This window comes from Providencia sp. PROV202, from assembly GCF_028479565.1.
Taxonomy (GTDB): domain Bacteria; phylum Pseudomonadota; class Gammaproteobacteria; order Enterobacterales; family Enterobacteriaceae; genus Providencia; species Providencia zhijiangensis.
Genome location: NZ_JAMPNV010000021.1, coordinates 91,734 through 111,366, shown reverse-complemented (window position 1 = coordinate 111,366; position 19,633 = coordinate 91,734). Strand labels below are relative to the sequence as shown.

The window sequence follows — 19,633 nt, the reverse complement described above, 5'->3', positions numbered from 1 at the left end:
CATAAAGCGCCTTTTTTATGAAGAGGCACGCAAGGAAGAGAGGGCAGGTACTTTTATTTTTGCGAAGGGCTTCGAAAATAAAAAAATAAACGATTTTTTGGACTATCGATAATGGTCATTTTTCATTAGTCTCTAAAAAAGTTGAATTTTTAAAGCGCTTTACTCAGTAAATTTATTGTTGGTTTTTAGAATAGTCACCTATAGTTAAATTAACGATTTATTATCATTCGTCGTGATCTCGATTGTTAAATACTCGGAAATTACGATCATTAATGGATAAATAAACGATTTTTTACGAATTAATGATTATCATAATATTAACATTCAAAAATATTTTTTGAGGTTATTCATATGACAGCAATTATTCGTAAATTTTTAAAGTTAGAAGCAGCAGGAGGGCTACTCCTAATTATTGCTGCCATTGTCGCTTTAATAATGGCTAATACGCCATTACAGGGAGCTTATCAGCAATTTTTAGATATTCCGGTAGCTATTAAAATCTCAACATTTGAATTAGATAAGCCTCTGATTCTATGGATTAATGATTTCTTAATGGCCGTGTTTTTCCTGGTTGTTGGTTTAGAGGTAAAGCGCGAGTTATTAGAAGGATCCCTGGCAGGACGTGATAAAGCGATATTTCCAGCAATTGCAGCTGTGGGGGGAATGATTGCACCAGCGTTAGTTTACTTAGCGTTTAATGGTGCTGATGATATTACTCGTCAAGGGTGGGCTATCCCTGCAGCAACAGATATTGCATTTGCGTTGGGTGTGATGGCGTTATTAGGTAAGCGTGTTCCTACGGAGCTCAAAGTGTTTTTATTGGCATTAGCTATCATTGATGATCTTGGTGTCATTGTGATTATTGCCTTTTTCTATACGAGCTCAGTTTCTGTCGTCGCATTGAGTTTAGCAGCACTGTGTGTGGCAATTCTCTGCCTAATGAACTGGCGACGAGTTGAAAACACCGCAGCTTACTTAGTGATTGGCTTAATCTTGTGGGTCTGTATTTTGAAATCAGGTGTTCATGCCACTCTAGCGGGAGTGATTGTTGGTTTCTTAATTCCATTAAGAGGGACTAATAATACAAAACCGTCGGAAGAGTTAGAGCATGTGCTGCACCCTTGGGTTGTTTATCTCATTTTGCCTATCTTTGCATTTGCAAATTCAGGCGTACAGCTCAATGGCGTCACTCTTGATGGCTTAATGAGCCCATTACCACTTGGCGTCGCAGCGGGTTTGATACTGGGCAAACCAGTCGGTATTTTCTTATTTAGTTGGATTTCGGTAAAAGTAGGGTTGGCTAAATTGCCAGCATCGATTAACTTGAAGCAAGTGTTTGCTGTTTCTGTGCTTTGTGGTATCGGTTTTACTATGTCTATTTTTATCACAGGCCTAGCGTTTGAAGGGCTTGATGAAGTGTATAGTACCTACTCGAGACTGGGTATTTTAATCGGTTCAACAACAGCAGCATTGTTAGGGTACTTTATGTTAAGGGTAGTGTTACCGAAACCAAAAGTTTCGCACAGCGATGCAAAATAAACATAATAGACGTAATTATTAGTAAGAATTTTCGAGTTAATCTTCTATGATATGCCCGCGGTATGAGTTGCATACTGCGGGTATTTTAACTTATAACTCCCGATTACGGGGTACGGGTAAAGCGTATGGTCAGTATGTACTGTGGTCATTAGGTACTGCGGTCATTATTGGCGATACAAAAGGAATCGATATGCGGGTTTCACATCTTAATTTTAACCACCTTTACTATTTCTGGCATGTTTGCAAAGAAGGCTCTGTTGTCGGTGCTGCTGAGGCTCTTTACCTGACTCCACAGACAATTACTGGGCAAATTAAAGCACTCGAAGAACGGTTAGGTGGAAAATTATTTAAACGCCAAGGTCGAGGGCTAGTGCCTTCTGAGCTGGGACAACTGATTTTTCGTTATGCTGACAAAATGTTTATGCTCAGCCAAGAAATGTTGGATATCGTCAACTACAGCCGAGAATCTAACCTGCTGTTTGATGTGGGTGTGGCTGACGCATTATCGAAACGTTTAGTCAGTCGTGTACTAGAAACGGCAGTTGTCGAACATGAGCAAATTCATTTACGTTGCTTTGAATCGACTCATGAGCTGTTATTAGAGCAATTGAGCCAGCACAAGCTGGATATGATTTTGTCGGATTGCCCTGTGGACTCTTCACAGCAAGAGGGCTTGTTCTCCGTTAAATTAGGCGAATGCAGCGTCAGTTTTTTCTGCCGTCATCCAGTACCGAAGAAACCATTTCCTGAATGTCTAGAAGAGCGCAGATTATTAATTCCAGGGCGTCGTTCGATGTTAGGCCGCCATTTATTAACATGGATCCGCAATAAAAACCTGCAAGTTGAAGTACTTGGTGAGTTTGATGATGCAGCATTAATGAAAGCATTCGGGATGTATCACAATGCAATTTTTGTGGCGCCATCTTTATATGCAAAAGACATTTTTGCTGATAATGAAGTGCAAGAAATTGGCCGCTTAGATAGCGTTAAAGAAGAGTATTACGTGATTTTTGCGGAAAGAATGATCCAGCACCCAGCAGTACAACGTGTCTGCAACAAAGATTTTTCTGAGTTATTTTCAGCGCCGTTCGATAATTTAGAACAGAAAGTTTAGAGCACGAAAGTGTAAGGCAAGAAATTAGCAGACAAAAAAACCGGCCTAAGCCGGTTTTTTATAATCAAGAAGCGAAATTACATTGCTTTGATTTGAGCAACTAAGTTAGCTTTATGACGTGCTGCTTTGTTTTTGTGGATCAGGCCTTTGCTAGCGTGGCGATCAACAAGAGGTTGCATGTCATTGAATGCTTTCTGAGCTGCTTCTTTATCGCCTGCAGCGATAGCAAGGTAAACTTTCTTAATAAAAGTACGTACCATAGAGCGACGGCTAGCGTTGTGCTGGCGACGTTTCTCTGATTGAACGGCACGTTTCTTAGCTGATTTGATATTAGCCAAGGTCCAACTCCCAAATGTATTCTATTGAGGACAATTTAAAGGTCAAGGAATATGCCCTTTCGCCCTTCATTTGTCAATGGATTTGTGCAAATAAACATCGTGTACTTCGATGTCAATGCGTTGTGAATGGTGCAAGATTCTATCAGCAAATATCAGAAGAATACAGATCTGCGCGTGAAAAAAAGCATAATTGATAGAAGATATTTTAAATCATTTTTCAGAAAAAATTTTTTTAGTGATATCAAACGTGCATCAAGATGAAATTGAATTATAAATAGAGTGTTTTTTATACACTTGGGTTTGTTATACAAAATGGATGATAAGAAAACTATAAAAATTAAATATTTTTAGAGATCTCCGCGCCAATTTGTTGTATTGATAATCTATTGGTTATCCAAACTTTTTTGATTTACCTATCGACAATGATCAGATTCAGCAGCGCAGTGTCGTGCAGAAAGATGCTTAGCAGTGTAAAATCATCTGATTAAATAGTGTAGTGATCAAAAAAATAGGGTTTAATGAAAGCTTTTACGAACTTAGGTTAACCTTATGCGTCGTACAAGGTATAATCCTGCAATTTCCTCGGTATTGAGCCAGTTATGGAGCTAATTCGCGGTATACAAAATATCCGGTCGTACCATCATGGTTGCGTACTGACTATTGGTAATTTTGATGGTGTTCATCGTGGGCACCAAGTATTACTTCAAAATTTGAAGCTCAAGGGTAAACAGTTAGGTTTACCAACTGTTGTGATGATCTTTGAACCACAACCCCTTGAATTTTTTACGGGTGATAAGGCTCCTGCGCGTTTGACACGCCTAAGAGATAAAGTGAAGTACCTTGCTGATAGCGGGGTCGATTATCTGTTATGTGTGGAATTTAACCAGCATTTTGCCTCATTAACACCCGATGCTTTTGTGTCTGACTTGTTAGTTGACAAACTCGGTGTGAAATATCTCGCCATCGGTGATGATTTCCGGTTCGGAAAAAATCGGATGGGTGATTTTTCTTTTTTACAGCAAGCCGGTCAAAAGTTTGGTTTTGAAGTCGCAGACACAGAAAGCTTTTGTGATTCTGGTGTGCGCGTCAGCAGCACTGCAATCCGTAAAGCGATACAAAACAATGATCTGACATTAGCTGAAAATTTATTAGGTCACACATACCGCATTAGTGGGCGTGTGGTTCACGGTAATCAGCTAGGTCGTACGATAGGTTTTCCGACAGCAAACCTACCGTTAAAACGTTTAGTCACACCCGTGACTGGCGTGTATGCTGTAGAAGTTCATGGTCTGGGCGATAAGCCTGTACCGGGCGTGGCAAACATTGGCACACGCCCAACGGTATCTGGAAAAGGTACCCAGTTAGAAGTCCATCTGATTGATGCACATATGGATTTATATGGGCGTCATATTGATGTTGTGTTACGTAAAAAATTACGTGACGAACAGCGGTTTGCTTCGTTGGACGCGCTGAAGGAGCAAATTGCTAATGATGTAGTTGCAGCCAGAGAGTATCTCGCAGCAATTGGAATCAGATAATTTAGCGGAAAATTGGAACTGAGAATCGATGAGTGACTATAAAAATACCCTGAATCTACCAGAAACAGGGTTCCCAATGCGTGGCGATCTCGCTAAACGCGAACCACAGATGTTAGAGCGCTGGTACAAAGAAGGTTTGTATCAGGCAATCCGTAAAGCAAAATCGGGCAAGAAAACCTTTATTCTGCACGATGGTCCTCCGTATGCTAACGGCAGTATTCATATTGGTCACTCAGTAAACAAAATTCTCAAAGATATTATTATTAAATCCAAAGGGCTGGCGGGCTTTGATTCCCCATACATCCCTGGTTGGGATTGCCATGGCTTACCTATTGAACACAAAGTTGAACAAATCGTAGGTAAACCAGGGGAAAAAGTTTCCGCCGCTGAATTTCGTGCAAAATGCCGTGAATATGCCAAAGAGCAAATTGAAGGGCAAAAAGCTGATTTTATCCGCTTAGGTGTGTTGGGGGAGTGGGACAAACCTTACCTGACCATGGATTTTAAAACCGAAGCGAACATCATCCGTGCGTTGGCGAAAACCGTTGCAAATGGCCATTTAGTGAAAGGGGCAAAACCCGTTCACTGGTGTACCGCATGCGGTTCTTCATTGGCTGAAGCGGAAGTCGAATATTATGACAAAACATCTCCATCTATCTACGTTCGCTTCCCTGCTGTAGATAGCAAAGCTGTTTGCGAAAAATTTGGTGTATCTAGTGATAAAACGCCATCTTTAGTGATCTGGACAACAACGCCTTGGACGTTACCAGCTAACCGTGCAATCTCTCTGAACCCAGAGTTCAAATACTCTCTGGTGGATGCGAATGGCGATTTAGTCATTCTGGCAACTGACTTAGTTGAAGAAGTCATGAAGACTGTCGGTATTGAGTCATGGACAGTATTAGGCGAGTGTGAAGGTAGCGCATTAGAGTTACTGCGTTTCGCGCATCCATTTATGGGCTTTGATGTTCCTGCAATTTTAGGCGACCACGTCACGCTAGATGCGGGTACAGGTGCGGTACATACAGCGCCAGGCCATGGTCCTGAAGACTACGTTGTTGGACAAAAATATGGTTTAGAAACGGCGAACCCAGTAGGGCCAGATGGCTGCTTTTTACCAAATACCTACCCAACATTAGACGGTTTATTTATTTTCAAAGCTAACGATGTGGTGCTGGAAATCCTGAATGAGAAAGGCTTACTGATGTATAAAAAAGCGATTTCTCACAGCTACCCATGCTGCTGGCGCCATAAAACCCCAGTTATTTTCCGTGCGACACCACAATGGTTTATCGGCATGGATAAAAACGGTCTGCGTGAACAATCTCTGAAAGAGATCGACATTGTTCAGTGGATCCCAGGTTGGGGTCGTGCACGTATCGAGTCAATGGTTGAAAACCGTCCTGACTGGTGTATTTCACGTCAACGTACTTGGGGTACTCCAATGTCGTTATTCGTGCACAAAGAGACTGAAGAACTGCATCCGCGTACTTTAGAGCTGATGGAAGAAGTCGCTAAGCGCGTTGAAGTTGATGGTATCCAAGCATGGTGGGATTTAGATCCTGCTGAATTGCTGGGCGCTGATGCTGAAACTTATCGTAAAGTACCAGACACATTAGACGTTTGGTTCGATTCAGGATCGACCCACTTTGCTGTGGTTGATGCCCGTCCTGAATTCCATGGCAACTCTGCGGATATGTATTTGGAAGGTTCTGACCAACACCGTGGTTGGTTCATGTCTTCTCTGATGCTGTCTACTGCGATGAAAGGTAAAGCACCTTACCGCCAAGTTCTGACCCACGGTTTTACCGTTGATGGTCAAGGTCGTAAGATGTCTAAATCTTTAGGTAATACAGTTAGTCCGCAAGATGTGATGAACAAACTGGGCGCTGATATCCTGCGCTTGTGGGTGGCATCAACTGACTATACGGGCGAAATCGCGGTATCTGATGAAATTTTAAAACGTGCAGCGGACTCTTATCGCCGTATTCGTAATACCGCGCGTTTCTTACTGGCAAACTTAAATGGTTTCAACCCAGAAACTGATATGGTGAAACCAGAAGATATGGTGGTGTTAGATCGCTGGGCGGTTGGTCGTGCATTAGAAGCACAGAAAGAGATTACGAAAGCGTACGATGAGTATGATTTCTTAGGTGTTATCCAACGCTTAATGCATTTCTGCTCTATCGAGATGGGCTCGTTCTATCTGGATATTATCAAAGACCGCCAGTACACCGCGAAAAGTGATAGCGTTGCTCGCCGTAGCTGCCAAACTGCACTGTTCCATATCGTGGAAGCATTGGTTCGTTGGATTGCACCGGTTCTGTCCTTCACGTCTGATGAAATTTGGAACGAATTACCTGGCAAACGCGCTCAGTTCGTTCTCACTGAAGAGTGGTATAACGGTTTGTTTGGTTTAGACGAATCAGAAGCGATGAATGATGGTTTTTGGTCTGAACTGTTAGCCGTACGTGGTGAAGTCAACAAAGTGCTGGAACAAGCGCGTACAGATAAGCACATTGGTGGTTCGTTAGAAGCCTCGGTAACGTTATATGCAGATAGCACATTAGCCGCTAAGTTAAATAGCTTAGGTGATGAACTGCGTTTTGCGCTGTTAACATCTCAAGCGAATGTGGCTGATATTGCAACGGCGCCTGCGGATGCACAAGACAGTGAACTGAAAGGCCTGAAAATTGCTTTCAGTAAAGCGGCTGGGGAAAAATGTCCTCGTTGCTGGCATTATGCAAGTGATATTGGTGCAGCGGCAGAACAACCTGAAATCTGTGGTCGCTGTGTGACTAACGTAGCCGGAAACGGTGAATTACGTAAGTTTGCTTAATGAAGACACCTATTTGTTCTACTGGTTTGCGTTGGCTGTGGCTGACGGTTGTGATTATCGTTGCAGATTTAGCAATTAAGCAATTGGTCTTAAAAGAGCTAACTCTGTACGACCCACACCCTTTAATTCCGTACTTTAACCTTATGTACGCTCAAAACTTTGGTGCGGCATTCAGTTTTCTGGCGGATAAAGGCGGCTGGCAGCGCTGGTTCTTTGCTGGAATAGCTATTGCCATCTCCATTACGTTAATGGTGATGATGTATCGTCAAAGTGTGAAAAAACGCCTGAGCAATATTGCTTATGCGTTAATTATTGGTGGTGCGATCGGTAATTTATTTGACCGTTTAGTGCATGGCTTTGTGGTTGACTACATTGATTTTTATGTTGGCAACTGGCACTGGCCGACCTTCAACTTGGCGGATATGGCCATTTGTATCGGTGCGGCGTTGGTGATTTTTGAAGGCTTTTTGCCGGATAAACCCAAACAGCAAGATGCTAAATAGAACAGATAGCGCGATAGGTTGATAAAACCCAATATTGCATATTAATCATCTCAGCCCGACGATAGTCGGGCTGAACTTTATGATAAAAAACAGGTTTAGATTATGTCTACTCAAATACAGGCGCAGAGTTCTGTTTTACTGCATTTCACTCTGAAATTAGAAGATGGCTCCACGGCGGATTCTTCTCACGCACAAGGAAAGCCTGCGTTGTTTGCTCTTGGAAATGATTCACTGTCGCCAGAATTAGAAGCCCAACTGATTGGGCTATCTGCAGGTGAAAAGAAAACATTTTCCTTAGCAGGGGATACGGTATTCGGGAAACATAATCCAGACTTAGTGCAATATTTTTCATTGCGTGATTTTATGGAAACGGGGATCCCTGAAATTGGTACCATCATGCTGTTTACGGGCATGAATGGGAGCGAAATGCCGGGCGTCGTGAAAGCTATCGAAGGGGAATCAATTACTGTTGATTTTAACCATCCTCTTGCTGAGCAACAAATCACCTTTGAAATTGAAGTTCTAGAAATAGACCCACAATTGGAGAGTCACCATGCAAATATTAATGGCTAATCCTCGTGGATTTTGTGCGGGTGTTGACCGTGCAATCAGTATTGTTGAACGTGCCTTAGAAATTTATGGCGCACCGATTTACGTTCGCCATGAAGTGGTACATAACCGCTATGTGGTTGATGATTTACGCCAGCGTGGCGCTATCTTCATTGAAGAAATCTCTGAAGTTCCTGATGGCTCTATTCTGATTTTCTCAGCGCATGGCGTTTCACAAGCCATTCGTCAAGAAGCCCGTTCCCGCGATTTAACCATGCTATTTGATGCGACCTGCCCATTAGTGACTAAAGTGCATATGGAAGTGGCTCGCGCCAGCCGTAAAGGTAAAGAAGCGATTTTAATCGGTCACGCCGGGCACCCTGAAGTGGAAGGGACAATGGGGCAATACAATAACCCTGAAGGGGGAATGTATCTTGTTGAAAGCCCAGAAGACGTTTGGAAGCTACAGGTAAAAGATGAAAACAACCTGAGTTTTATGACGCAAACGACGCTTTCGGTGGATGATACCTCTGATGTGATTGATGCGCTCACCCGTCGATTCCCAAATATTGTGGGGCCTCGTAAAGACGATATTTGCTATGCAACCACGAATCGCCAAGAAGCCGCGCGTGAGTTAGCAGAGAAAGCCGATATTGTGTTAGTCGTCGGTTCGAAAAATTCGTCCAACTCAAACCGTTTGGCGGAATTAGCGTCTCGAATGGGGAAAGCGGCATTTCTGATTGATGGTGCAGAAGATATTCAAACCGAGTGGTTAAAAGATAAGAAAATTATCGGATTGACAGCGGGGGCATCCGCGCCGGATATTTTAGTCCGCCAAGTGATTGATAGACTTAAAGAGCTGGGTGCAGACTCCGTGGTGGAGCTACAAGGACGAGAAGAGAATATCGTTTTTGAAGTGCCAAAAGAGTTGCGTGTGGACGTTAAAGAGATTAACTAATACATTGATTTTATTATTATAGTAGCGGCTGATGTAGCCGCTGCTATTTTCTGTTTTTCAGCATTCTATTCCATCCCAATACAATTTTTTCTGATAATCATCCCCCTCTCTACGGTTTTATTAATATCTCCAGATTAGTGCTGGCGTCCCGATTCAAGTTTCTTTAAGGTATAACCAAGATTTTATTTTGGTTTTCGCCTCAAAAATTTACGAAAGGATCAAAAATGGCAGATTCAACTGTACGCGTTGCGATTGTCGGTGCGGGTGGGCGCATGGGGCGCCAATTAATTCAAGCAGCACAAGAGCAAAACGGAATTCAACTTGGCGCAGCCATTGAGCGTGAAGGCTCTTCGCTTATTGGCACAGATGCGGGTGAACTGGCGGGAATTGGGCTAATTGGTGTGAAAGTCGTTAGCGATCTAAATTCCGTGGTTAATGATTTTGATGTACTGATTGATTTCACTCGCCCTGAAGGCACCTTACAGTACTTAGCATTCTGTCAATCTCACCAAAAAGGCATGGTCATCGGAACTACAGGGTTTGATGAACAAGGAAAACTGGCGATTGCAGAAGCTGCAAAATCTATCCCAATTGTCTTCGCTGCCAACTTTAGCGTTGGTGTAAATCTGGTGCTGAAATTACTGGAAAAAGCGGCGAAAGTGATGGGAGATTACACCGATATTGAAATTATTGAAGCGCATCATCGTCATAAAGTCGATGCCCCTTCTGGTACTGCACTGGCGATGGGGGAATCTATCGCGGATGCATTAGGAAAAGATTTGAAAGAGTGCGCGGTGTATGCACGTGAAGGTTATACCGGAGAGCGTGAACCGGGCACGATTGGTTTTGCTACGGTACGTGCTGGCGATATTGTTGGTGAGCACACTGCGATGTTTGCTGATATTGGCGAACGTGTAGAAATAAGTCACAAGGCTTCCAGTCGTATGACCTTTGCTAAAGGTGCGATAAGAGCCTCGTCTTGGGTTAATGGCAAGAAAGATGGCCTATACAATATGAAAGATGTCCTTAATCTTGATAATTTGTAGTTTTTTATAAAATAATTTCTTGTTTAAAATCAGATGGCTTCATTTGAAGTCTCTGGTTTATAATTGTTTGTTTGTTTAATCTAATTGTTGCTCTTGTTTTTCATTGTCTTTGTGCTGTTTTGTCTCTCTTTTACTCAAAAATTGCACTTTAGATCCTCCCTTGTCTGCGCTATTATCCATTTTGCACTTTTCTTCGCTATTAACCGTTTGCTTTTTTACCCATGAATAGTTATTTCATTAGCCTTCTATAGAAAAAACAGGTAAGAATGCAAAAAAGTAAGCTAAAAGTGAAAAAAATGCATTTTTTTCTAGACAAGACTCTATCCCATCATTAGAATGCGCGCAATTTGCCAAAAATTTGCTTAAAAACTCATTTTGGCATTGATTTAGATCGCAAAATCTGAATTAATATGCAAAAAATATGATTGATTATTCTCCGGAGGATGTTTTGATTAAGTCAGCTATATTGGTTCTGGAAGACGGAACCCAATTCCACGGGCGCGCCATTGGTGCTGAAGGGGCCGCTATTGGAGAAGTCGTTTTCAATACTTCAATGACCGGATATCAAGAAATAATTACTGACCCTTCCTATTCCCGCCAAATTGTTACTCTCACTTATCCCCATATTGGTAATGTCGGCACTAATGCTGATGACGAAGAATCTCCTAACGTACATGCTCAAGGCCTTATCATTCGCGACTTACCATTAATCTACAGTAACTTTCGTGGTCAGGAAGGCTTGTCTGAATATCTGAAACGCCACAATGTGGTGGCTATCGCGGATATCGACACGCGCAAACTAACTCGCTTGTTAAGAGAAAAAGGCGCACAAAACGGTTGTATCATCGCAGGGGATAACCCAGATGCGGCGATGGCTTTAGAAAAAGCACGCAGCTTCTCAGGTTTAAATGGTTTAGATTTAGCAAAAGAAGTTTGCACCAAAGAGATTTACAGCTGGACTCAACGCTCTTGGAACTTAGAAGAAGGGCAACCTGCTGCAAGTAAAGAAGATGAGCTGCCATTACACGTCGTTGCTTACGATTTTGGTGCAAAGCGTAATATTCTGCGTATGTTAGTTGACCGTGGTTGCCGCTTAACCGTAGTTCCAGCAACAACGCCAGCAGAAACGGTGTTAGCGATGAACCCAGATGGGATTTTCTTATCAAACGGCCCTGGCGACCCAGCCCCTTGTGACTACGCTATCAACGCTATCCAAGAATTCTTAAAAACTGAAATTCCAGTATTTGGCATCTGCTTAGGTCACCAATTGCTGGCATTAGCAAGCGGCGCGAATACCATGAAGATGAAGTTTGGTCACCACGGTGCTAACCACCCAGTTAAAGATTTAGACAAAGACGTGGTGATGATCACTGCTCAAAACCACGGTTTTGCGGTTGATGAATCCACACTACCCGACACATTGCGTGTGACACACAAATCGCTGTTTGATGGCACCTTACAAGGCATCCATCGCACAGACAAACCGGCATTCAGTTTCCAAGGTCACCCAGAAGCCAGTTCTGGTCCTCATGATGCCGCAGGTCTTTTTGACCACTTCATTGATTTAATCAACGAATACCGTCAAAACACACCACGTTCAAACGCAAAATAATCGGGAGCAAGAAAATGGCAAAACGTACAGATATTAAAAGCATTCTGATCCTCGGTGCGGGCCCGATTGTTATCGGCCAAGCGTGTGAGTTTGACTATTCAGGTGCGCAAGCGTGTAAAGCGCTGAGAGAAGAAGGCTACCGCGTTATTCTGGTGAACTCGAACCCAGCAACTATCATGACTGACCCAGAAATGGCGGATGCAACCTACATCGAGCCAATTCACTGGGAAGTGGTACGTAAAATCATTGAAAAAGAGCGCCCAGATGCAGTATTACCAACCATGGGTGGACAAACCGCGCTGAACTGCGCCCTTGAGCTTGAGCGTCAAGGTGTACTGGCTGAATTTGGCGTGACCATGATTGGTGCGACTGCGGACGCGATTGATAAAGCAGAAGACCGTCAACGCTTTGATAAAGCGATGAAAAAAATCGGTTTAGGCACAGCACGTTCAGGTATCGCACACACAATGGAAGAAGCTAACGCCGTCGCTGATGATGTTGGTTTCCCGTGTATCATTCGTCCATCGTTCACAATGGGGGGTTCCGGTGGCGGTATTGCGTATAACCGCGAAGAATTTGAAGAAATCTGTACTCGAGGCTTAGATTTATCCCCAACTAACGAATTGTTAATCGATGAGTCGTTAATTGGTTGGAAAGAGTACGAAATGGAAGTGGTACGCGATAAGAAAGATAACTGCATCATCGTCTGCTCCATTGAAAACTTCGACGCAATGGGAATTCACACTGGTGACTCCATCACCGTCGCGCCTGCGCAAACACTGACAGATAAAGAATATCAAATCATGCGTGATGCCTCGATGGCAGTACTGCGTGAAATCGGTGTTGAAACTGGGGGTTCTAACGTTCAGTTCGCGGTTAACCCGAAAGATGGTCGCTTAATTGTTATCGAGATGAACCCACGTGTTTCTCGTTCATCCGCACTCGCGTCAAAAGCAACGGGCTTCCCAATCGCTAAAATCGCTGCCAAATTAGCAGTCGGTTACACCCTTGATGAGCTGATGAATGACATCACAGGAGGTCGTACTCCTGCGTCATTTGAGCCATCTATCGACTACGTTGTAACCAAAATTCCTCGCTTTAACTTCGAGAAATTCGCAGGCAGCAATGACCGTCTGACCACCCAAATGAAATCAGTGGGTGAAGTGATGGCTATCGGTCGCACATTCCAAGAATCTATGCAAAAAGCGCTGCGTGGACTGGAAGTGGGCGCAACTGGCTTCGACCCGAAAGTGAGCCAGGACGACCCAGAATCGTTAACTCGCATTCGTCGCGAACTGAAAGATGCGGGCTCTGACCGTATTTGGTACATCGCTGATGCATTCCGCGCAGGCCTATCTATCGATGGTATCTTCAACCTGACCAATATCGACCGCTGGTTCTTAGTGCAAATTGAAGAGCTGGTGCGTTTAGAAAACGAAGTGGCAGAGTTAGGTATCAACGGTCTGACTAAAGATTTCTTACGCCAACTGAAGCGCAAAGGTTTTGCGGATGCGCGCTTAGCAAGTTTAGTGGGTGTGTCTGAAGCGGAATTACGTAAGTTACGTCAAGGCTATGATTTACATCCGGTTTATAAGCGTGTAGATACCTGTGCGGCTGAGTTTGCAACCGACACTGCATACATGTACTCCACTTATGAAGACGAATGCGAATCCAATCCGAACAATGATAAACCAAAAATCATGGTATTAGGTGGCGGTCCAAACCGTATCGGACAAGGTATCGAATTCGACTACTGCTGCGTACACGCTTCATTAGCGCTGCGTGAAGATGGTTATGAAACCATCATGGTCAACTGTAACCCAGAAACGGTTTCAACAGACTATGACACGTCTGACCGCCTCTATTTCGAACCCGTGACACTGGAAGATGTGTTAGAGATCGTTCGCATCGAACAGCCGAAAGGGGTGATTGTTCAGTACGGTGGTCAAACGCCACTGAAATTAGCTCGAGCTCTGGAAGCAGCGGGTGTGCCGGTTATTGGTACTAGCCCAGATGCGATTGACCGTGCAGAAGACCGTGAGCGTTTCCAGCAAGCGGTTAACCGCCTAAACTTGAAACAGCCACAAAATGCGACTGTTGCAACTATCGAACAAGCTGTTGAAAAAGCCGCTGGTATCGGTTACCCGCTGGTGGTTCGTCCATCTTATGTACTGGGTGGTCGTGCGATGGAAATCGTTTATGACGAAGTTGACCTGCGTCGCTACTTCCAAACCGCGGTGAGTGTGTCTAACGATGCACCAGTCCTATTAGACCGATTCCTTGATGATGCGATTGAAGTTGATGTGGATGCAATTTGCGACGGTGAAATGGTGCTGATTGGCGGAATTATGGAGCACATTGAGCAAGCGGGTGTTCACTCTGGTGACTCGGCATGTTCACTGCCAGCTTATACATTAAGCCAAGAGATTCAGGATGTGATGCGTGAACAAGTGCGCAGTCTGGCATTCGAATTACGCGTTCGCGGTCTGATGAACGTCCAGTTCGCGGTGAAGAATAATGAAGTTTACCTAATTGAAGTGAACCCGCGTGCCGCAAGAACGGTGCCATTTGTTTCTAAAGCAACAGGCGTACCACTAGCGAAAGTCGCCGCGCGTGTTATGGCGGGTCAAACACTGACTCAGCAAGGTGTGACTAAAGAAGTCATTCCACCTTACTACTCAGTCAAAGAAGTGGTTCTGCCATTCAACAAGTTCCAAGGTGTTGACCCAATCCTCGGGCCAGAAATGCGCTCAACGGGTGAGGTGATGGGGGTTGGTCGCACATTTGCTGAAGCATTTGCTAAAGCGATGTTAGGCAGCAACTCAACCATGAAGAAATCTGGTCGCGCACTGCTGTCTGTTCGTGAAGGGGATAAAACCAAAGTTGTTGATTTAGCAGCGAAACTGCTGAAACACGGTTTTGAGTTAGATGCGACTCACGGAACGGCGATTGTCCTGGGTGAAGCGGGTATCAACCCACGTTTAGTGAATAAAGTTCACGAAGGTCGTCCGCACATTCAAGACCGTATTAAGAATGGTGAATATAACTACATCGTGAATACGACTGCGGGTCGCCAAGCGATTGAAGATTCAAAACTCATTCGCGGTAGCGCACTGCGTTACAAAGTTCACTATGATACAACCCTCAACGGTGGCTTTGCGACGGCATTATCTCTGAGCGCAGACCCAACGGATAAAGTGATTTCTGTACAAGAGATGCACGCATTAATTAAATAATCACTGATTTGCTGATTATTAACCCCAGTGGTGTTATCGCCTCTGGGGTTTTTTTATGGGTAGCGAAAAAGTGGAATAAATTAATATAAATGAAAAATAGTGCACAATAGTGATTGACCCTCACGTAACGTGAGGCACTAACCTGCATTTCAGGACAGGAGGCACAGATGCTATTTCAAGTAGGTGAGATCGCAGAGAAAACAGGATTAACCATTCGTACCCTTCACCATTATGAAGAGATTGGTTTATTACTGCCGACTGCCAGAACCGATGCAGGTTATCGACTCTATAATATGCAATGTATTGAACGTTTGACGCAAATTCAGATGCTGCGTCAGGTGGGAGTCAAACTGAAGGACATCGGTGAGTTACTTAATGGTCACAGTGGCGATATCTCTCTTTTGTTGCAAGAGCGTATTAGTCTATTAACCGAGCAGATGAAGCAGATAGAAAAACTGCGTTCACGCCTCGAGCGCTTACAGCAGCAAATGCAGCAGGGAGATAACCCCACTCAGGCCGATTGGTTTTCATTATTGGAGATGATGTCGATGTTTGATAAATATTTTACCCCTCAAGAGCTTGAGCAATTGCCGCTATACACGGCGAACACATTGAAAAATCAAGAGTGGCAGCAGCGGGTCGCCACAGTAAAATCGTTAATGGGAAAAGGTGAATCACCGAAATCAGCCGAAGTACAAGCGGTAGCTGTTGAGTGGATGATGGCCTTGGAAAGAGATACGGGCGGAAACCCTGATTTCTTTGCGCGTTTAAATCAAATTCACTTAACCGACAATGAGCTAATGTTCTCGACGGGGATCACTGAAGCGATGATTGACTTTGTGGCTCGGGGCTTTAGTGAATATCAATTATCGCGTTTTAAACCCCATTTAACCGCAGAACAATTTGCTTTTGTTAGCCAGCATTACTTTGAATCTGGCAAAGTATGGCCTGAATTTATTTCAGGAATTTATACTGCATTAAAAGCGGGGGATGCACCAAATTCGCCGAATGTGCAGAAGTTGGCGGGGATGTGGTTAACAATGTTTAACCAGTTTACTGGGGGCGACCCCGTATTACAGGAAAAAATTCGCACGATTTATCGCGAAGATCCGGTGATTTCCCAAGGAACATGGATGACGCCAGAAATTGGCCAGTATCTATTTTCTGCTATTAGTTACTTATTGGCGAAGCAATAATAGTGTAAGTGAGCCAAGCATTCCTGATATCAAAGTCGCGACAGAATATGCCGCGACTTTTTTGTTTGGGGTGGGTTAGTAGACTAAAAATGGACGGTTTGGATACCGATTGTTGCTGCTTGTCCACCCACACAAACTCGGCTGATAGCCTGATCTTGATGAGAAATTTCCACTTGAATTTGCGAGGAGCATCCCATTGCCCGCCCTTGCTCTAACAGAAAATGGGTTTCTGTGGGGAAGACATGTTTCACCAGATAACAGCCAAGAGCACCGCTTGAGCTGCCAGTTGCAGACTCTTCATTAATTCCGTATAGCGGAGCAAAATTTCGGCAATGGGCAGTGAAAGGTAACGTTGAGCTCAATTCAAAAACATGGAAACCAATTGAATCAAATTCACGGCTTAGCTGTGCGATAGCATCATAATTAGGTTTTAAATTATCTAATTGATTGGGTTGCACGGGGACTAAAATATCAGGTAATCCAGTGGAGATAATTTCAATGGGCAAGCCTGTTTTCGTGATTGTCTCGGTTGGGATACCTAATGCTGCGGCGACGGCATTCACATCAGGCCCTTGGCGACTAACGGGAAGAGTTTGTTGCATAATGACCCCATCAGCACTGACCGTAACATTTAGAATACCTGCTTTGGTTTTTTGGGAGTAGGTACCAGCGCCCAACTGGTTCAGTGAAAATAGGGTAAAAAAGACAGCCAATGTCGCGTGCCCACAAAAGTCGACTTCACTTTCAGGAGTGAAAAAATCCACTTTAAAATCTGTTTCTTCACCCGCACTTTCTCCGGTATAGACAAATGCCGTTTCGGAAAATCCCACTTGGCGAGCAATCGCAATTTTTTGTGCATCACTGAGTTTCGGGGGATTGAGTACGACTCCAGCAGGGTTTCCGCCTGTGTTATTTCGAGTAAATGAATTTACAAGGTGAACGTTAAGCGTGTGTTCATCTGTAGGTATTGCTGTGTTTTGCATAGTGACTCCAAGGTAATTAAGCGCTTTTTTATTATTTATGGGGATGAAAGGGGCGCATATTGAGAGGTAGATGTGGGTTTTGTAGCGGCGACCAAACACTGAAACTTGTGTTGGTCGCGTTAGATTTAGGCGTGCAATTTAGCTTTCTTTGCTGCCTTTTAAAGCTTTACGGTGCTTCCAGTAGACGATAATGGAGCCAATCAAACCACTGACCAACAGCACAACAGGGATGATCATCAGTGCGGTGATCACGACTTGTTCATGCTCTTTAACGAAAGGAATTTGGTTAACGGCATAGCCCAAAGTCACTATAATACCGACCCACAATAACCCGCTAAGCCAGTTGAATAACTGGAAACGGCGATGGCTTAAATCGGATAATCCCGCTAACAATGGCAGTAATGTTCTTACAAATGCCAGAAAGCGTCCGATCAATAATGCATATAAACCTTGTCGGTTAAACATGTCATTAGCTTTTTTATGATATTCCTCAGGGAGTTGAGAAAGCCAGCGTTTAACAATCTTCGTTTCACTTAACCAACGCCCTTGAACAAATCCAAGCCAGCAGCCTAAACTTGCAGCCGTCGCCAGCAGCAAGATTGTGGGGACAAAGTGCAAAACACCCTTGGCAATCAGTGCACCAGAAAGCAGTAAAAGGGTATCACCCGGTAAAAATGCAGCGGGGAGCACGCCATTTTCTAATACAATCACCACAAAGAGTACGGTGTAAATTACCCAGAGAACTTCTGGGTTGGCGAGCTTCATAAAATCGTGTTGCCAAAGTGCCAGTACGATTTCGCGTATGACTTCCATAATCGTTCCTGTATCTGCATAAAGCGAATTATTGGGCTCTATATTACAGGAAAAATTTCAGCCTAGTTTGATTTGTTTGGGTAATTATCTAAAAGGCAGCGATTAACTGCCTAATAGTTAAGGACGGAATGTTGATGTTTAAATTCGCGTGAAGGCGCGTTGTAAATCATCAATGAGATCCTGCGGATGCTCTAAGCCGACATGTAGACGGAAAAATGACCCGTTATCAGGTTGATAATCATATTGACGCATACTGAGTAAATCTTCGGTTTGATAACCAAGAATCAGCGATTCAAACCCGCCCCATGAATATCCCATTTTAAAATGGCTAAAGTGATCGAGAAAATCACTGAACTGTTTAGGGGATAACCTCGAGGTTAATTGAAATGAAAACAAACCGTTACAGCCGCTAAAGTCCCGCTTAAAGAATTCATGCCCAGGGTGGCTTGGGAGCGCAGGGTGAAAAACACGTGACACCGCGGGGTGCTCCGCTAACCAATTTGCGACGGTTAAACTGTTCAGTTCATGCTGTTTGAGACGGGTTGGTAGGGTGTGAAGTCCTCTACCTGCCATGTAAACGGTATCAGGATCGGCAGTTTGCCCCAATAAATAGGAGTTTTCTCGCAAGGTTTCGATACAGCGTTGGTTGCCAACAGCGACCCCTAACATGCCATCCGAATGGCCATTGATGTATTTTGTCGCGGATTGAATAGAGATATCCACATCAAATAAAAGAGGTTTAAGTAAGACTCCCGCAGCCCATGTATTATCGATCATGATAATGATTTCTGGGGATTTTTGGCGAATGGCTTTTACGATAGCGGGCAGGTCGTGCACTTCCATGGTGATAGAACCTGGTGATTCCAAAAAGACAATTTTCGTATTTGGACGAATTAAATCGGCAATTTTTGCACCAATCAATGGGTCGAAATAATTCGTTTCAACATTCAAATTAGTGAGGATTTTGTCGCAGAAGTTTTGTGTTGGATCATAGGCAGACCCCGTGACCAGAATATGATCCCCCGCGCTAATAAACGACATAATGGCATTGGTGATTGCAGCTGCACCTGAAGGATAAAGAACACAGCCTGCTCCACATTCCAATTCGGTCATCGCTTCTTGGAAAGCAAAATGGGTTTGTGTGCCTCGGCGACCATACATTAATACGCCATTCGCACGATTGCGTACCGCGTGCTTTTTATCTTCTACCGAATCAAAAATTACGGAAGAGGTGCGCTGAATGACAGGGTTTACCCCTTTTTGAGTGAATTTAGGGTTTCTACCAAGATGCACGAGCTGGGTTTCTGGTCTTATGTTTGCCATTGAGCTATCCCTTATTTACCGATAGAAAATCAAATGATTGGCTAAG

15 protein-coding genes are annotated in these 19,633 nt (G+C 43.8%); 11 read left to right on the top strand and 4 right to left on the bottom strand.

From position 1 onward, the window contains the following. The first annotated feature begins 351 nt into the window (after positions 1 to 351). Both nhaA and nhaR read left to right on the top strand, forming a co-directional pair. Entirely contained in the window at positions 352 to 1,539 is a 1,188-nt protein-coding gene (nhaA, locus tag PR799_RS16110; protein ID WP_154628330.1) for a Na+/H+ antiporter NhaA, read from the top strand. Positions 1,540 to 1,729: 190 nt separating this feature from the next. Beyond that, a complete protein-coding gene (gene nhaR, locus PR799_RS16105) occupies positions 1,730 to 2,653 on the top strand; it encodes a transcriptional activator NhaR (RefSeq protein ID WP_154628370.1) in 924 nt (307 codons plus the stop codon). Positions 2,654 to 2,730: 77 nt separating this feature from the next. Here the strand turns inward: nhaR and rpsT are convergent, their stop codons facing one another. Continuing rightward, positions 2,731 to 2,991 carry a 30S ribosomal protein S20 gene (gene rpsT, locus PR799_RS16100; RefSeq protein WP_036950300.1) on the bottom strand — a complete coding sequence of 87 codons (261 nt, stop codon included), beginning with the start codon at positions 2,989 to 2,991 and terminating at the stop codon, positions 2,731 to 2,733. A gap of 599 nt (positions 2,992 to 3,590) precedes the next feature. On the opposite strand from rpsT, the gene ribF reads away from it, so the two are divergent. From ribF to PR799_RS16055, 9 genes are all read left to right on the top strand, one after another. Further along, positions 3,591 to 4,529 carry a bifunctional riboflavin kinase/FAD synthetase gene (gene ribF, locus PR799_RS16095; RefSeq protein ID WP_154602769.1) on the top strand — a complete coding sequence of 313 codons (939 nt, stop codon included), beginning with the start codon at positions 3,591 to 3,593 and terminating at the stop codon, positions 4,527 to 4,529. 28 nt (positions 4,530 to 4,557) lie between these two features. Beyond that, positions 4,558 to 7,368 (top strand): isoleucine--tRNA ligase, encoded by a 2,811-nt coding sequence (gene ileS / locus PR799_RS16090; RefSeq protein WP_272522753.1) that lies wholly within the window; start codon positions 4,558 to 4,560, stop codon positions 7,366 to 7,368. Continuing rightward, positions 7,368 to 7,871 carry a signal peptidase II gene (gene lspA / locus PR799_RS16085; RefSeq protein ID WP_036950306.1) on the top strand — a complete coding sequence of 168 codons (504 nt, stop codon included), beginning with the start codon at positions 7,368 to 7,370 and terminating at the stop codon, positions 7,869 to 7,871. The genes ileS and lspA overlap by 1 nt, the downstream gene beginning before the upstream one ends. Positions 7,872 to 7,973: 102 nt before the next feature. Continuing rightward, positions 7,974 to 8,444 carry an FKBP-type peptidyl-prolyl cis-trans isomerase gene (gene fkpB / locus PR799_RS16080; RefSeq protein WP_154628328.1) on the top strand — a complete coding sequence of 157 codons (471 nt, stop codon included), beginning with the start codon at positions 7,974 to 7,976 and terminating at the stop codon, positions 8,442 to 8,444. Continuing rightward, a complete protein-coding gene (ispH, locus tag PR799_RS16075) occupies positions 8,425 to 9,378 on the top strand; it encodes a 4-hydroxy-3-methylbut-2-enyl diphosphate reductase (protein ID WP_132496157.1) in 954 nt (317 codons plus the stop codon). The genes fkpB and ispH overlap by 20 nt, the downstream gene beginning before the upstream one ends. A 224-nt stretch (positions 9,379 to 9,602) precedes the next feature. After that, the gene (dapB, locus tag PR799_RS16070; RefSeq protein WP_272522750.1) at positions 9,603 to 10,424 is read left to right on the top strand and encodes a 4-hydroxy-tetrahydrodipicolinate reductase; all 822 of its coding nucleotides are present in this window, start codon (positions 9,603 to 9,605) and stop codon (positions 10,422 to 10,424) included. Between the two features lie 448 nt (positions 10,425 to 10,872). Then, positions 10,873 to 12,036: a glutamine-hydrolyzing carbamoyl-phosphate synthase small subunit gene (carA, locus tag PR799_RS16065; RefSeq protein WP_272522749.1), complete on the top strand. Its 1,164-nt coding sequence runs from the start codon at positions 10,873 to 10,875 to the stop codon at positions 12,034 to 12,036. A 14-nt stretch (positions 12,037 to 12,050) separates the two neighbouring features. Then, positions 12,051 to 15,272 carry a carbamoyl-phosphate synthase large subunit gene (carB, locus tag PR799_RS16060; protein WP_272522748.1) on the top strand — a complete coding sequence of 1,074 codons (3,222 nt, stop codon included), beginning with the start codon at positions 12,051 to 12,053 and terminating at the stop codon, positions 15,270 to 15,272. A gap of 167 nt (positions 15,273 to 15,439) precedes the next feature. Then, a complete protein-coding gene (locus tag PR799_RS16055) occupies positions 15,440 to 16,468 on the top strand; it encodes a MerR family transcriptional regulator (protein ID WP_272522746.1) in 1,029 nt (342 codons plus the stop codon). An 83-nt stretch (positions 16,469 to 16,551) separates the two neighbouring features. Here PR799_RS16055 and PR799_RS16050 read toward each other — a convergent pair whose 3' ends face one another. The 3 genes from PR799_RS16050 to metC all read right to left on the bottom strand — a co-directional run bounded on the left by PR799_RS16050 (position 16,552) and on the right by metC (position 19,587). After that, positions 16,552 to 17,451: a PhzF family phenazine biosynthesis protein gene (locus PR799_RS16050; RefSeq protein ID WP_272522744.1), complete on the bottom strand. Its 900-nt coding sequence runs from the start codon at positions 17,449 to 17,451 to the stop codon at positions 16,552 to 16,554. Between the two features lie 138 nt (positions 17,452 to 17,589). Next, positions 17,590 to 18,264, bottom strand: coding sequence for a DedA family protein (locus PR799_RS16045; protein WP_036950325.1), 675 nt, complete (start codon positions 18,262 to 18,264; stop codon positions 17,590 to 17,592). 138 nt (positions 18,265 to 18,402) lie between these two features. After that, positions 18,403 to 19,587, bottom strand: a complete 1,185-nt coding sequence (gene metC / locus PR799_RS16040) for a cystathionine beta-lyase (protein ID WP_154628320.1) — start codon at positions 19,585 to 19,587, stop codon at positions 18,403 to 18,405. Positions 19,588 to 19,633: the final 46 nt, after the last annotated feature.